This is a genomic window from Carboxydothermus hydrogenoformans Z-2901, assembly GCF_000012865.1.
In the GTDB taxonomy this organism is placed as follows: domain Bacteria; phylum Bacillota; class Z-2901; order Carboxydothermales; family Carboxydothermaceae; genus Carboxydothermus; species Carboxydothermus hydrogenoformans.
Window position 1 is genome coordinate 1414989 of sequence record NC_007503.1, and the last position, 15434, is coordinate 1430422.

Consider the following 15434-nt stretch of genomic DNA (forward strand, 5'->3'; position numbering starts at 1 on the left):
ACCCACCCCTTGAAAATTCTACGTTAATTATAGCACAATTCAAAAAATACTACAAGTTATACCTGTTTTTTGCCCATTCATATATAATAATTCCGCCAGCAAGTGCAGCATTTAAAGATTCTATTTTTCCCGGCATGGGGATAGATATTTTTTGATGCGGAAGACTCTTTAACGTTGTGCTGATGCCTTGACCTTCGTTGCCAACAGCAACAAAAAATTTTGCCGGAAAGTCAATAGCAGTTAGAGGTATCCCTCCTTCGCTTTCCGCTAAAAATAACGGTATATTATTTTTTAAGATTATATCTTTTAGTTCGTCCGCTTCCATCCTCAATACGGGAAACTTAAAAGCGGTCCCCGCGGAAGCCCTTATAACTTTTGGATTATAAATATCAACTGCGGGAGGTAACAAAATTACCCCGGAAACACCAAACCCAAAAGCAGCTCTTAGTAACGTGCCTACATTTCCGGGGTCCTGAAGACCGTCAAGAACCAAAAAAGCACCATCTTTACCGGCGGGCCAGGATAAAGACTTCATACAAGCTACCGCCAGAATCCCCGGTGGCGTAACTAATTCGGAAATTTTGTTAAACAACTGGTCCGTTAAAACCACAATCTTCACACCGTCATCATCAATTTTTTTGGCCTGCCAGTAGCTTTCACTTACAACTAAATATTTTAGAGGCCAATTATCAGTAATTAATTCAAAAACAAGCTTTTCACCTTCCACAATAAACATTCCATTTTTGCGCCGAAAGGCACTATCTTGATATAATTTTTTCAACTCTTTATAAAATGAGTTTTCCGGGCTGGATATTTTCTTAATCACCAATATCCCGCTCCAACTTTTTAAAGTTTTCGTTCCGCCCAATTAACACTAAAATATCTCCCACTTGCAGCACCTCATCGGACGACGGAGAAATTACCAACTGCTCCCCGCGTTTTATCGCCAAAATGGTAAAACCATATTTAGCCCGAACATCAATTTCCTTGATTGTTTTCCCAGCATAACGCGGTGGAATGTTTATTTCCAAAATAGAATATTCATCGGACAGGTCAATAAATTCCAATATGTTGTTTGCCACCATTTTATTTGCTACTTTTACTCCCATTTCTTTTTCCGGATAAACCACCACATCAGCCCCAACTTTAGCCAATATCTTACCGTGCAAGTCGTTCTGAGCTTTTGCCCAAACCTTCTTTATTCCCAATTCCTTCAAAATCAGAGTAATTAAGATACTGTTGTGCATTTCCTGTCCGATTGCTACAACCACTTCATCACAATTTTTTATACCAACGGCTTTCAGAGTTTGCTCATCCGTTGCATCGGCACATACTGCGTGGGTGACAAAATCTTTTACTTCCTCCACCCGCTCTTCACTACTATCAATAGCCAAAACCTCATACCCCAAATCACTTAGAGTCTTGGCCACACTGGAACCAAAACGGCCAAGACCGATAACTCCAAACTGTTTGGACTCCATAAATTTCATCTCCTATCCAACCATTACCTTTTCTTCCGGCAAAGTAAACAAAGCTTTTTTCCGCCGCTGCGCAAGGGCATAAGTAATGGTAAGCGGACCAACCCTGCCAAAAAACATCATTAATATTATTAAAATCCTGCCAAGTTCCGATAACTTCGGCGTTAAACCCATCGATAGCCCTACCGTGCCAAAAGCGGAAACAGTTTCAAACATATTCATCAAAATATTGTGTCCTTCAGTAAAGGTGAGAATAAAAGTAACAATATTTATTAATGACAGGGAAATCATGACAATGGCAATTGCTTTAAAAATTTGTTCCCTGGGCAAACGCCGGTTATAAACCAGGATCTCATCCCGACCAAGAATAATATTGATCACCGCTAATGTTAATACCGCAAAAGTAGTGGTTTTAACACCACCTCCTGTCGACCCCGGTGAAGCCCCGATAAACATCAGGATAATAATAAAATACTGGGTTGCCGGATGAAGAGCCGCAATATCTACAGTATTAAATCCAGCCGTTCGAGGCGTAACCGCTTGGAAAAAAGCCGCCAAAATTTTCTCACCAAAAGGTAAAGCTCCCAGGGTTTTATCGTTGTTGTATTCCATGACAAAGATAACCAAAGTACCGACCAAAAGTAAAAGTCCGGTAGTCATTAACGTTATTTTGGAATGCAGGGATAACCGTCCTTTTTTTCTCAAATTAAAAAGCTCGGAAATAACGTAAAAACCAATTCCTCCGGCAATAATCAAAATAGCAATTGAAAGGTTAACTATAACATCCCCAACATAAGGGGTTAAGCTTTTAAAATTTCCGATTAAATCAAAACCAGCGTTATTAAAGGCGGACACCGCATGAAAAACTCCAAACCACATTCCCTTAATAAAGCCGTAATCTAAAGAAAATCTTAACCCCAAAATAACTGCAAAAACTCCCTCAAAACTAAAGGTAAATAAAATAACCTGTTTGGTTAATTTAATAATTCCCTCTAAACTGGCCTGATTTAATGCTTCCTGAATAACTATCCGCTCACGTAAGTTAATCCGGCGGCCCAAAAGAATAGCAAACAGCGTTGCAATAGTCATAAAACCCAGGCCGCCCACCTGGATTAACAGCAGGATAACAATTTGCCCAAAAAGCGACCAGTACGTTCCCGTATCAACTACCACAAGACCTGTAACGCAGACCGCCGAAGTGGCGGTAAATAAGGCATCTAAGAAGGGAGTAACCGTACCATCTTTGGTTGAAATCGGCAGCATTAATAAAACTGTACCTAAAAGAATAACTCCTGCAAATCCCAATACCAGGATTTGCGAAGGAGTTAATCGTCTAAAAAAGTTTATTTCTTTTTTCGTATTGATTGCCAACACTTTCACCAAAACCCTTCATTTTATAAATTTTTCTTGGCAATTTCCACAAGCTCGGCAAATGCATTTTTATCGTTAACCGCTAAATCCGCAAGCATTTTCCGGTTAATTTCTACCCCGGCTTTCTTTAAGCCATTCATCATCCTGCTGTAAGTAAGTCCATGCATTCTTGCGGCAGCATTGATTCGGGTAATCCAAAGCTTTCTAAACTCTCTTTTTCTAGCCCTTCTATCCCGATAGGCATACATTAAGGACTTCATTACTTGCTGTTTGGCTACTCTAAAAAGTTTACTTTTGGCCCCAAAATAACCTTTTGCTAACTTTAATATTTTTTTATGGCGTTTTCTTGAAACTACACTACTTTTTGCTCTTGGCATAATAAAACCTCCTTATGCTTCTTTAATAAAGAAAGTATCCTTTAATACGGTAAAATCTTTTTGATAATCTTCATATCCCCTTTGCTGACTATAGCAGACTTTCTAAGTCTTCTCTTTCTTTTAGACGTTTTGTGACCTAATAGGTGGCTGTGAAAAGCATGAAAATGCTTAACTTTGCCAGAACCGGTTTTCTTAAACCGCTTGGCTGCAGCTTTTTTGGTTTTAATTTTAGGCATAATGTTTCCTCCTCCTTATGACTTTGGTGCTAATATCATAATCATATTTCTACCCTCAAGTTTGGCAGGTCGTTCAACTACCGCAATACTGCCAACCTCTTGGGCCATTTTATTTAAAAGTTCATAAGCAATTTCCGGGTGGGACAACTCTCTTCCGCGAAACATTACGGTAACTTTTACTTTATCCCCGTCTTCCAAAAACCGAAGGACGTTTCTTAACTTTACCTGAAAATCGTGTTCCTCAATTGTGGGACGTATCTTAATTTCTTTGACGTTAATGATCTTTTGCTTTTTTCGGGCTTCTTTTTCTTTCTTGCTCTGCTGGTAACGATACTTGCCGTAATCCATGATCTTGCAAACCGGCGGCTTTGCTGTAGGTGCAATTTCCACTAAGTCAAGCTCCATTTCTTCAGCAATTTTCAGGGCTTCTTTTAACGGCATAATACCAAGTTGAGTGCCATCTTCCTTTACTACCCGCACTTCCTTAGCCCTGATTTCTTCATTAATCCGTAAATCCTTGGTAATAACTGTCCACCTCCAGAAAAAATGTTAAAAATAAAAAGCGGGCTTCCACCCGCTTTTTCCCAAAAGTAGCTGAAAAGCAGACACACGTTGCTTTTCAATATTAACCCAAAGCCTCAAACGGCTTTCAGGTGAGAAGCAGGTGGCTTCTACTTTGTTTTCTTTCCCTTGAAATGATAACACGGTTAATTTTTACTGTCAACTATCTTTTCTCCCTTATCTCTGCCAGAAGCTCCTCTATAAATTCCGCAAAGGGTTTTTGGCCAAGATCGCCAACACCTCTTTTTCTGACCGCCACTGATCCTTGTTCAATTTCCTTATCACCAACAATTAAAAGATACGGTATTTTTTGCATTTGCCCTTCCCGGATTTTATACCCAATAGTTTCATTCCGGTCATCTAATTCAACCCTTACCCCTTGATTAAAAAGTTTTTGGTAAATCTCCTGCCCGTATTCCCGATGGCGTTCGGCCACGGTAATTACCCTTACCTGCACCGGAGAAAGCCAAACCGGAAAAGCCCCGGCGTAGTGCTCAATTAAAATGCCGATAAATCTTTCAATACTCCCAAAAACCACCCGGTGAATCATTACCGGCCGATGTTTTTGCCCATCTTCACCAATGTAGGTTAAATCAAATTTTTCCGGCATCTGGAAGTCAAGCTGGATGGTTCCACACTGCCAGGTCCGTCCAAGACAGTCTTTTAAGTGGAAGTCGATCTTAGGACCATAAAATGCTCCGTCCCCTTCGTTAATTTTATAAGGCAATCCCCTTTCCTCTAAAGCCTCTTTTAAAGAATTGGTTGCCAACTCCCATAATTCGTCGCTACCCATGGAATTTTCCGGTCGGGTACTGAGTTCAACGTGATATTCAAATCCAAACAGCCGGTAAAACTCATCTATTAAATTAATTACCCCGATAATCTCATCTTTAACCTGTTCCGGCAACATAAAAATGTGAGCATCATCCTGGGTAAAGCACCGAACCCTCATCAACCCATGGAGAACACCGGATAATTCGTGCCGGTGTACCAGACCCAACTCAGCAAGCCTTATTGGAAACTCCCGGTAGCTGTGAAGCTTATTCTTATAAACCAAAATACTTCCCGGACAGTTCATCGGCTTTATCGCATAATCCTGGTCGTCGATCTTGGTAAAGTACATATTCTCTTTATAATGCGCCCAGTGACCGCTTCTCTCCCATAATTCCCGGTTTAAGATTATTGGAGTTTTTATTTCCTGATATCCCGCCAAACGATGTTTTTCCCGCCAGAAATTTTCCAGCTCGTTTCTAATCACCATCCCTTTGGGATGGAAAAAGGGAAAGCCGGGGCCTTCTTCTTGCAGGCTAAAAAGATCCAGTTCCTGACCAATTTTGCGATGATCCCGCTTTTTAGCTTCTTCCAAAAAGTTTAAGTAGTCAGTAAGCATGCTCTTTTTCGGAAAGGATACACCATAAATCCTTTGCAACATTTTATTTTTTTCATTTCCCCGCCAGTAAGCTCCGGCAATATTTAAAAGTTTAAAAGCCTTAAGATACCCGGTTGAAGGCACATGGGGCCCTGTGCATAAATCCACAAACTCTCCCTGACGGTAAAAAGATATTTCCACTCCTTCAGGAATATCCTTTACTAATTCCACTTTATAAATTTCGCCTTTTTCTTCAAAAAACTTTATTGCCTCATCCCGGGAGAGAACAAAGCGTTCAATAGGCAAGTCTTCTTTTACGATTTTTTCCATTTCCGCCTCAATTTTTTCTAAATCTTCCGGAGAAAAACTTTCTTCCGGGTCAAAATCATAATAAAATCCGTCCTTAATAGCCGGACCAATAGCAAGTTTGGTCTTGGGGAAAAGCCTTTTAACCGCTTGCGCCATAAGGTGTGCCGAACTATGCCGGAAAACATCTTTACCCTCGTCATCTTCAAAGGTATAAAGGCGAAATTCTCCGCTTTCGGAAATCTTCTGACTTAAATCAATTAATTTACCGTTTATCGAAGCACAAAGGGCTTCCTTGGCCAATCTGGGACTTAACGTTTTAGCTACTTCCAGAGCGGTAATATTCTCAGGAAATTCCCGTACCTCATTATTGGGAAACTTCAAACTTATCATTATCCTGCCTCCTATCTATTTTAAAAAAATATTAAGCATGACCTGTATTATCCCAATAATAAACCCTATTACTCCACCAAAAACTTCTATGTAGGAAAGTTCCGTTTTCATTAAAGAAGTTAAGATTTTTTCCAGGGTTTTTAAATCAAATTGCAATACTTTTTCTTCCACTATTTTTCCAATTTTAACCTTATTTTGCAAATCAGTTTCCAAAGATAAAATTATTTTATTTACTACTGAAGGCAGTTCATTTTTAAAATAATTTAAAAGAGTTCTAATTACAATTTGTCGCAAGTATTCCGGTAATACCGGAAAAAGAGTGCTAAGCTTTTCTTTTACCGCCAGTAGAATTTTTTCAGCAAATAATTGTTTATTTTCTTCAGAAGTCAATAACTCAATAAGCTCTCTCTGGGATAACAACTGTTCTTCGACTAACTCCCCTAACGCTTTAGCAATTTCCCAGTGACGTTTAGGAATAACCCCTTGAAAAGTGAGAAAACCTATTTTTAAAGGACGATACGGACGGAAAAGCATTAAAATTGCCAAATAATTCGTAAGCCAACCTATAAAGCCACCGATTAATGGTGGAAGGATTAGTTCGGATATTTTCACGATAATTCTTTTTACCTCCTCAATTATTTAAAATATAGCAAATAATTGTTTCAAAAGCAATAAATAAAAATACCGCATAAGCTCGTTTAATTTTTAGAGCCTCTGCGGTAGTAGATTTTTTTATAATAAAGCAATTATGAAACTGATTTTAATGTTTGTACTTTTGTGGCTATTAATTCTAAAACCTTATCTTTCTCCATCCTATTTTGAACATAGTTTTCAATAATCTCTACTAATGCACTTCCCACAATTACACCATCGCAGTAATCTTTAATGTATGCTATCTGCTCTGGTTTCCCAATCCCAAATCCTAAACAAACGGGTAACTCGGTTAACTTTTTTACGTTTTGCAATAAAGATATAACCTCTGCTGGCAAACTATCCCGTGCCCCCGTGACCCCGGTTACAGACACACAATAAATAAATCCTGAAGCTTGACCCACAATCTTTTCAAGCCGCTTTTGCCCGGTTGTGGGAGCAACCAAAGGAATTAAGTCAAGGCCGTATCCCGCGGCCGACACCCTTATTTCTTCTCCTTCTTCCACCGGAAGGTCGGGAATTATCAGACCATCAGCTCCAGCCCCCGCTGCCCGCCGCAAAAACTCGTCTACACCTATTTGGAGAATCGGATTGAGGTAGGACATAATGACCAGCGGCAAAGATAGCTCCTGGCGGGCAGCCGCTATCAGTGCCAGTACTTCTTCCGGACCGCTACCGGCAGCCAGAGCCCGCTGCCCGGCTCTCTGAATCACCGGTCCATCGGCTAAAGGGTCAGAAAAAGGTAAGCCCACTTCAATAAGGTCGGCTCCAGCCGCCGCCAGGGTTTTGATAATTTCCAGAGAAAAAGTAAGATTTGGGTCTCCTCCCATCGTATAGGCAATAAGGGCTTTTTCCCCTCGACTCCGTTTTTCCGCAAATACTTGACCAATCCTACTCACCAAGGGTCACCCCCAATTCGCGGGCCACGGTGTAGACATCCTTATCACCACGGCCGGAAAGGTTGATTACTACTATTTTTTCTGACTCAAGCTCCCGGGCAAGCTCCACTCCCTTGGCCACAGCATGGGCGCTTTCCAGAGCCGGCAGAATACCCTCCGTTTTCGCCAGAAGTTTGAATGCTTCTAAAGCTTCTTCATCGGTAACTGCTGTATACTCCACTCTACCAATATCTTTAAGGTACGCATGTTCCGGTCCTACCCCGGGGTAGTCCAATCCTGCCGAAATGGAATGAGCCTCTACAATTTGGCCTCGATCATCCTGTAAAACATAAGATTTAGCTCCGTGTAAAACTCCCACCTTACCCCGGCTTAAGGTAGCAGCATGCCGCCCGCTTTCCAGCCCTAATCCGGCCGCTTCTACTCCAACTAACCGCACATCCTCTTCAAGAAAAGGATAAAACATCCCTATAGCATTACTTCCCCCACCAACACACGCTACAATTAAGTCAGGGAGTCTTCCTTCCTGCGCTAAGATTTGCGCTTTGGTTTCCTCCCCGATCACCTTTTGAAAATCCCGAACAATCGTGGGATAGGGATGTGGTCCGCCAACCGAACCAAGGACATAGTAAGTATCCCGAACATGAGTAACCCAGTAGCGAATGGCCTCATTCATAGCATCTTTAAGAGTACGACTACCGGAAGTTACACTTTCCACTTGCGCACCTAAAAGGCGCATGCGGTACACATTCAATTCCTGCCGGCGGACATCCTCTGCCCCCATAAAAATAGTACACTCCAATCCAAACTTTGCCGCCGCCGTAGCGGTAGCTACTCCATGCTGGCCGGCCCCGGTTTCCGCCACTACCTTTTTTTTGCCCATGCGCCGCGCCAGCAGAACCTGCCCTATGGTATTGTTAATTTTGTGGGCACCGGTATGGGCAAGGTCTTCCCGTTTTAGATAAATCTTTGCCCCTCCTACATACCGGGACAGGCTCTCAGCAAAATAAAGAGGCGTAGGACGTCCGGCATAATGTTGCAAATAAAAGGTTAATTCAGCTTGAAATGAACGATCATTTTTAACTTCCTCGTAAGCCTCTATCAGCTCTTCTAAAGCTGCCATTAAAGTTTCTGGTACAAACTGCCCACCGTAGGGGCCAAAATACCCTCGTGCATCTGGCAATTTATAGTTTTTTAAACTCATTTTCCGACCTCCTGACCGCTTGGATAAATGCTTCTATCCGGATATAATCCTTGATTCCCGGGGCTTTTTCCACCCCGCTGGAAACATCAACACCATAAGGTTTGACCTGCTGTAAGGCTTTCCCAACATTTTCAGGATTTAGGCCTCCGGCTAAAAACCAGGGCTTTTCTATCTTCAGCCCCTGAAGAATTTGCCAGTTAAAGGTTTTCCCGCTACCACCAAATGTATTGCCGGAAGACGTATCAAAAAGAAAAGCGTGAACATACTTTTCGTAAATTGCTATTTGCCTCTTAAGTTCTTCGGTATCAGTTTCTATCGGTACAGGGATACTTTTAATAATTTTCGCGCGAATTTTCTCCTTAAGCTTACCGCAATATTCAGGACTTTCGCCACCGTGAAGCTGAACAACATCTAAATTGCAGGACACTGCTATTTGAGCCACATCCTCCACATCCATATTAGCCACAACTCCTACGGTGGCAACAAAGGGGGGGAGAATTTCCGTTATTTCCCTGACTACTTCTGGCTTAACCTGCCGCGGACTATTAGCGAAGACAAAACCTATGGCGTCAGCTCCAGCCAGGGAAGCTTTCAGGGCAGTTTCCTTATCTTTAATCCCGCAAATTTTTACCCTTACCCTCATGCCAGCAACACCTCCAATGCTTTCCCGGGATCTGGAGCCCGCACTAAAGCTTCACCGATGAGAATTCCGTGATAACCTGCAGTCATTAAAGCCTTGATATCCTCTTTGCTTCGAATACCGCTTTCACTTACCATCACTACTCCCGCCTCTTTTAGAACGGGGGCCAGTTTTAACGAAACATCAATGTTAGTGGCAAAGGTACGTAAGTCGCGGTTGTTTATGCCAATTAGCCTTGCTCCTGCTGTTAAAGCTTTCTCGACTTCCTCTAAACTGTGAGCCTCAACCAACGCCTCCATGCCAAGGCCTTCGGTTATTTTAATCATTTCCTTTAATTCTACTGACGCCAAAAGAGAAGTTATAAGAAGAACGGCATCTGCACCCAGTACCTTAGCTTCATAAATTTGGTAGGGGTCCAAAATAAAATCTTTTCGTAAAATGGGCAACGAAACTACCGCCCTCACAGCCTTAAGATACTCCGGTGACCCCAAGAAATAATCCTCCTCCGTTAAAACTGAAATCGCTGCCGCCCCACTTTTAGCGTATACCTGAGCTACTTCTTCCGGATCAAGCTGCTCCCGTAACACACCTTTGGAAGGAGACGCCTTTTTAATCTCGGCAATTACTCCCACCTTCCCTTTTGCATTTTCTCTAAGTAAAGCTTGACGGAGGGAAAGGGGCAAACGGTGGCTGACCTGTTCTTCCGCCATCTTTCGCATTTCCCAAAAAGGAATTTTATTTTTGGCCTGTCTAACCTTTTCCCGACGAACCTGGACAATTTTTTCGAGGAACATCACCCCGCCTCCTTTATTTCATGACTTAGACGGCGCAATTTTTCCAGCTTCTCTGCTGCCAACCCCTTATCAATACTTTCCCGGGCCATTACAAGCGCTTCCCGAAAATCATTTACACCCCCGGCCATTATGCCAAAAGCAGCATTTAAAAGTACTACATCCCTCAATGGTCCCGGTTTCCCATCTAAAATTTCCTGCAATAACCGGGCATTTTCGAAAGCATCTCCCCCTTGTAAATCTCTTAAACTGCAGTAAGAAAAACCGTAAGAAAGCGGATCAAAAAGGTAACTATCTATTTTACCCCGGTTTAATTCAAAAACCCGGGTAGGACCAGTTAGCGAAACCTCATCCAGTCCTCCGTGTCCGTGAACTACAAAAGCTCGTTCCACCCCCAAATTATTTAAAACTTTCGCCAGGGTTTCCTGCAGCTCAGGAGTAAAAACCCCTAATACCTGGCCCACAATATTTGCCGGGTTTGCTAAAGGTCCCAAAATATTAAAGACGGTCCGTACCCCTATCTCCCGCCGAGTTTTAGCCACATGCCGCATAGCTGGGTGCAAATTTGGAGCAAAAAGAAAACCAATACCTATTTCATCAACACAGCGGGCCGTGCCTTTAGCATCTAAATCAATGTTCACCCCCAGAGCTTCTAAAACATCGGCACTACCGGAACGACTGGAAACGCTTCGGTTTCCGTGTTTTGCCACAGGTATACCGGCACCGGCAACGACAAAAGCAGCTGCAGTAGAGATATTGAAAGTTTGCCGACCGTCTCCACCGGTTCCACAGGTATCCACCAATCCTTCAGTTTGAGTAATTACCCGTCTTGCTTTTTCCCGCAGCGCCAGCGCAAAAGCGGAAATTTCTTCTTCCGTTTCCCCTTTCATTTTTAACGCCACCAAAAATGCCGCCACCTGCGCCTCGGTATACTTTCCCTCCATGAGTTCGTTCATTGTGGCCAGTGCTTCAGAAAAATTTAAGTTTTCTCCTCTCATCAATCTCTCTAATACTTCTCTCACCAAAACTCGCCTCCCCTTTTTACCTTAAGCTTGATACTCAAGAAAATTAAGCAATAATTCTTTACCATACTCGGTCATTATCGATTCCGGATGAAACTGTACCCCTTCTATTGCCCAAGTCCGGTGGCGGATTCCCATGATTGTTCCCTCTGCAGTAGTTGCAGTTATTATAAGTTCCTGGGGTAACCCCTCTTTTTCTACGACCAGGGAATGATAACGCGTAGCTCGAAAAGGATTTGGTAACCCTTTATAAATTCCCTGACCATCATGGTATATTAGAGAAGTTTTCCCATGCACCGGAATTTTATCCTGGATAACCTTTCCACCAAAGGCCTGACCTATCACCTGGTGCCCCAGACAAACTCCTAAAATTGGTATTTTCCCGGCAAAAAAGCGTACTACATCCAACGAAATCCCCGCTTCATTAGGAGTACACGGCCCGGGAGAAATAATGATATGGGTTGGCTTCATCTCTCTAATCTCCGAAAGGGTTATGCGATCATTACGCCGGACCACTACCCGGTGCCCTAATTCACCCAAATATTGCACCAAGTTGTAGGTAAAAGAATCGTAATTATCTATCAGTAAAATCACTTATTAACCCCCCCGTTACAACGAAATTCAGCTGCACCCGTTATCGCTTCCACCATTGCCTGGGCCTTATTTATTGTTTCTTGGTATTCTCGCTCGGGATCCGAATCCCAAACAATCCCGGCCCCGGCTTGAAAATAAACCATTTCATCTTTTATCCAGAGGGTTCGAATGGTAATGCACGTATTCATTTCCCCTGTAAAGCTTATATATCCTACCGCTCCCGCATAAGGCCCTCGAGGTACCGGTTCTAACTCATCAATAATTTCCATTGCCCTAATCTTAGGTGCTCCGGAAACGGTTCCTGCAGGAAACACCGCTTTTAGTGCATCAACGGGATTAAATTTCTTTTCTACTTCTCCTTGAACGGTGGAAACAAGGTGCATTACGTGAGAAAACTCCTCAACTTTAAAAAACTCAGTTACTTTAACGCTGCCCGGTCGACAAACTTTGCCCAGGTCGTTTCGTCCCAAATCTACCAACATCAAATGTTCTGCCCGTTCTTTTTCATCGGCCAGAAGTTCCCGCGCAAGGCGTAAATCTTCCTCCGGCTGACCGGTTCTTGGTCTGGTGCCGGCAATTGGCCTGGTCTCTACTATCCCCCCTTCCAGCCGCACCAGCATTTCCGGTGAAGCCCCTATAAGTTTGAGCTCGCCAAAATCCAAGAAAAACATGTAGGGAGAAGGGTTAAGCCGCCGCAAACGCCGGTAAATATTAAAAGGCGCTTCCAGGCAAGGGAAGGAAAAACGCTGGGATAAAACTACCTGAAAAATATCTCCCGCTTTAATATAATCCTTGGCCTTTTCCACCATCGTGCAAAAATCCCTTTTAGTCATAGTCGCATTACAAATACTTCGTTCTGGCTTAATAGTTAATGCCCAATTTTCAGAAGTTGTTAGATTAGTTAACTTACCGATTATCTCTTTAATTGAATCCTGTGCCCGCCGGTATGCGGTTTTTTCACCTTCTTTTTGAGGAAGGGTATTTATCACGATTTTCAGGGTATGATAACGGTGGTCAAATACCAAAACTTTCTCCGGAAACATTAAACGAAAAAGCTCTTCATCATCCCGGGCATGTCGGCAACTCCGCAAATTTTCCAGTTCATATACAAGGCCGTAACTAAAATACCCTACAGCTCCTCCGTAAAAAGGTAACCCGGCTATAGGCGGTCCTTTTAAGTTAAAAAGCTGTGACGAAACAACCTCCAGATTGCGACCGGTTAACACTTTAAACGGATCATAACCAATAAAGGAAAAACGGGCCATTTTTTCATTCCCCGGTGCACTTTCCAGTAAAAAGGAAATTCCTTTATCCAGTGCCAAATGTTGATATAAGGTAATAGGGGTAAAAGTGTCGGCTAAAAGTTCAACCATAACCGGCACAACCTGGTAATGTTTTGCGTAAGCGCAATACTCTTCCCAATTAGGAGTTAAATCTAACTCCGAATAAACTTTGCTCATCTCGTCCCTTCTCCTCTCTTTTTATAACCTTTTTCCCGCTACATGCACCCATGGCTTTAATTCGTTTATCAACTGTTCGTATTCCTGAAAATTTAAAGACTGCTGACCATCACTTAACGCTCTTTCTGGCTCCGGATGAATCTCTATTAAGAGCCCATCCGCTCCCGCCGCAACCGCTGCTTTAGCTAACGACGGTATAATATCCCTGCGCCCGGCAGCATGGCTGGGATCAACAATTACCGGATAAGGAGTTAGCTTTTTTAGTAACGGAACCGCACTGATGTCAAGCGTATTTCGCGTCATCGTTTCAAAAGTTCTAATACCTCTTTCACATAGAATTATTTTTCTGTTACCTCCTTTTTCAAGATACGCAACCGCTCCCAACCATTCTTCCAGGGTAGCAGCTAAACCTCTTTTTAAAAGTACCGGTTTATCAACTTTTGCTAAAAGTTTTAACAAAGCATAATTTTGCATATTTCGACTGCCTACCTGTAAGATGTCGGCTACAGGTAAAGCTTTATTAAGAGAATCTTCATCTATAACTTCCGTTACCACTAAAAGTCCTGTTTCGGCTTTGGCTAATGCCAAATATTTCAAAGCCTCCTCGCCTAACCCCTGAAAACTTTCTGGCCGGGTTCTCGGCTTAAAAGCTCCTCCCCTTAAACCAACAGCTCCACTGTCCTTAACAATTTTTGCCGTCTCTATTATTTGCTCTAAATTTTCCACAGCACAAGGACCGGCAAAAACTAAAAACCGATTACTTTTCAGTAAATCTTCCCAAATCTTTAAATCCACAAACAACCTCGTACCTCCTTTAAAACCATTTTTTACCACAGAAACAAAAAACCAGCACCAAACTGAGTGCTGGTTTTACTCTAATCCCGTACTAACCCGCCCTCAGCTCAGCTCCTCTAAACTCAACTCGTCTCAACTCGTCTCTTAGAAATATTTTATTTTTATTGCAAAAGTTTACCTTATAAACTAACCCCAAGTCAATAATTTTTTTCTTTTTTTACCCTTCCCGGTAACCCTCACATTTTGTACATATCTCAACCCTCTCCTCAAAAATATCTTTAATTGGTTTAAGATCAAAATTTATCGAGTCATCATGCCGGTGAATAATAATTTTTTCTGGAGCTAAAGATATTAATGCGCTAATTAAGATATCTTCAAGAAATAACCTCTGTCTTTGGGTTAATAAATTTTCAATAAACTTGTCCTCAACTTTCCTTTGGTGTTCATCGACTAATACTAAATATCCATTGACCCAAAAAACCTGAACCATTCTTACTTTAACCGGCTGAATTTCAAGAAAACACTTTACTACCTTTATAAACTCCTGATATTCTTTTTCCAAAATTTGTTCTTCCACCGCCAGGTCAAGGGAATGATAAATTTCACTTACCTCTTTTTGCAAACGAAAAAGAATAAAGCCATCAAGATTAATCAGGGAATTTTCCAGCAAAAACTCATAAATCTTTTTTCCGATTTCTCTCTCGCGGTCCATTGTTAATATTTTTACAGCGTTATTTTTTATTCTTTCTAACTCCTCCCTTTTAAAGTAAGGATATTCAAAGGCGGCAATTTTTGAAATTAAATCTTTCTCCCAAAAATCAACATAAATCTTTGCCAAAATCGAGCTCACTTTTGTCAAAAAACAGTCGTTTGTAGAAGATAATAAATTTGTCTTAATAATATTTAAAGCCAGGAATTTATACTTCCCGGCTTGATATTTGTCCAAGTTTAATAAACCATTTTTGATTTGCTCGGCTAATCCAATCTTTAGGAGCGCTTCTATTTCCTCACCATAACGACTTGTAGCAATTATAATTTGGTTCATTAAAATCACCTCTTCTACTGGTATTATATGAGTTTAAAAATAAGCGTATACACTAAAAAAATGGCTAAAAAGCTATAAAAAAACAAAAAAACCGGCAAATGCCGGTTGCCGTCCTTTATTCTGGTGGGCGGGACAGGGATCGAACCTGTGACCTTCTGCGCGTCAAGCAGACGTTCTCCCACTGAACTACCCGCCCGTCTGCTCTTTTATTATTACTTATTTTATAAATAAAGTCAAGTAGGAAA

Annotated in this window: 17 protein-coding genes, 1 tRNA gene and 1 other annotated feature; all 18 genes read right to left on the bottom strand. The window is 41.9% G+C overall.

Annotated elements, in window-relative coordinates; genetic code table 11:
* Positions 1–49: 49 nt before the first annotated feature.
* Positions 50–826, bottom strand: a complete 777-nt coding sequence (locus CHY_RS07340; RefSeq protein WP_011344477.1) for a TrmH family RNA methyltransferase — start codon at positions 824–826, stop codon at positions 50–52.
* Positions 819–1481: a potassium channel family protein gene (locus CHY_RS07345; protein ID WP_011344478.1), complete on the bottom strand. Its 663-nt coding sequence runs from the start codon at positions 1479–1481 to the stop codon at positions 819–821. Before CHY_RS07345 ends, CHY_RS07340 begins: the two co-directional genes overlap by 8 nt.
* Before the next feature lie 12 nt (positions 1482–1493).
* Positions 1494–2849 carry a TrkH family potassium uptake protein gene (locus CHY_RS07350; protein WP_011344479.1) on the bottom strand — a complete coding sequence of 452 codons (1356 nt, stop codon included), beginning with the start codon at positions 2847–2849 and terminating at the stop codon, positions 1494–1496.
* A gap of 23 nt (positions 2850–2872) precedes the next feature.
* Complete coding sequence (gene rplT / locus CHY_RS07355; protein ID WP_011344480.1) at positions 2873–3226, bottom strand: 50S ribosomal protein L20; 354 nt, start codon at positions 3224–3226, stop codon at positions 2873–2875.
* Positions 3227–3267: 41 nt separating this feature from the next.
* Positions 3268–3462 (bottom strand): 50S ribosomal protein L35, encoded by a 195-nt coding sequence (rpmI, locus tag CHY_RS07360; protein WP_011344481.1) that lies wholly within the window; start codon positions 3460–3462, stop codon positions 3268–3270.
* Between the two features lie 15 nt (positions 3463–3477).
* Positions 3478–3987, bottom strand: coding sequence for a translation initiation factor IF-3 (gene infC, locus CHY_RS07365; protein WP_011344482.1), 510 nt, complete (start codon positions 3985–3987; stop codon positions 3478–3480).
* Positions 3988–4010: 23 nt separating this feature from the next.
* Positions 4011–4145: a sequence feature (ribosomal protein L20 leader region), on the bottom strand.
* Between the two features lie 41 nt (positions 4146–4186).
* Entirely contained in the window at positions 4187–6091 is a 1905-nt protein-coding gene (gene thrS / locus CHY_RS07370) for a threonine--tRNA ligase (protein ID WP_011344483.1), read from the bottom strand.
* A 15-nt stretch (positions 6092–6106) separates the two neighbouring features.
* Positions 6107–6703, bottom strand: a complete 597-nt coding sequence (locus CHY_RS07375; RefSeq protein WP_011344484.1) for a DUF445 domain-containing protein — start codon at positions 6701–6703, stop codon at positions 6107–6109.
* A 134-nt stretch (positions 6704–6837) separates the two neighbouring features.
* Positions 6838–7641 (bottom strand): tryptophan synthase subunit alpha, encoded by an 804-nt coding sequence (trpA, locus tag CHY_RS07380; protein ID WP_011344485.1) that lies wholly within the window; start codon positions 7639–7641, stop codon positions 6838–6840.
* Entirely contained in the window at positions 7634–8842 is a 1209-nt protein-coding gene (gene trpB / locus CHY_RS07385) for a tryptophan synthase subunit beta (protein WP_011344486.1), read from the bottom strand. Before trpB ends, trpA begins: the two co-directional genes overlap by 8 nt.
* A complete protein-coding gene (locus tag CHY_RS07390) occupies positions 8823–9485 on the bottom strand; it encodes a phosphoribosylanthranilate isomerase (protein WP_011344487.1) in 663 nt (220 codons plus the stop codon). The genes trpB and CHY_RS07390 overlap by 20 nt, the downstream gene beginning before the upstream one ends.
* Positions 9482–10276 carry an indole-3-glycerol phosphate synthase TrpC gene (gene trpC / locus CHY_RS07395; protein WP_011344488.1) on the bottom strand — a complete coding sequence of 265 codons (795 nt, stop codon included), beginning with the start codon at positions 10274–10276 and terminating at the stop codon, positions 9482–9484. Before trpC ends, CHY_RS07390 begins: the two co-directional genes overlap by 4 nt.
* Complete coding sequence (trpD, locus tag CHY_RS07400; protein WP_011344489.1) at positions 10276–11298, bottom strand: anthranilate phosphoribosyltransferase; 1023 nt, start codon at positions 11296–11298, stop codon at positions 10276–10278. Before trpD ends, trpC begins: the two co-directional genes overlap by 1 nt.
* 21 nt (positions 11299–11319) lie before the next feature.
* A complete protein-coding gene (locus tag CHY_RS07405) occupies positions 11320–11889 on the bottom strand; it encodes an anthranilate synthase component II (protein ID WP_011344490.1) in 570 nt (189 codons plus the stop codon).
* Positions 11886–13349 carry an anthranilate synthase component I gene (gene trpE, locus CHY_RS07410; protein ID WP_011344491.1) on the bottom strand — a complete coding sequence of 488 codons (1464 nt, stop codon included), beginning with the start codon at positions 13347–13349 and terminating at the stop codon, positions 11886–11888. The genes CHY_RS07405 and trpE overlap by 4 nt, the downstream gene beginning before the upstream one ends.
* Positions 13350–13370: 21 nt before the next feature.
* Entirely contained in the window at positions 13371–14144 is a 774-nt protein-coding gene (aroF, locus tag CHY_RS07415) for a 3-deoxy-7-phosphoheptulonate synthase (RefSeq protein ID WP_226986750.1), read from the bottom strand.
* Positions 14145–14361: 217 nt separating this feature from the next.
* Positions 14362–15189 (bottom strand): putative sporulation protein YtxC, encoded by an 828-nt coding sequence (gene ytxC / locus CHY_RS07420; protein ID WP_011344493.1) that lies wholly within the window; start codon positions 15187–15189, stop codon positions 14362–14364.
* A 121-nt stretch (positions 15190–15310) separates the two neighbouring features.
* Positions 15311–15385: transfer RNA gene (locus CHY_RS07425), tRNA-Val, on the bottom strand.
* Positions 15386–15434 lie beyond the last annotated feature (49 nt).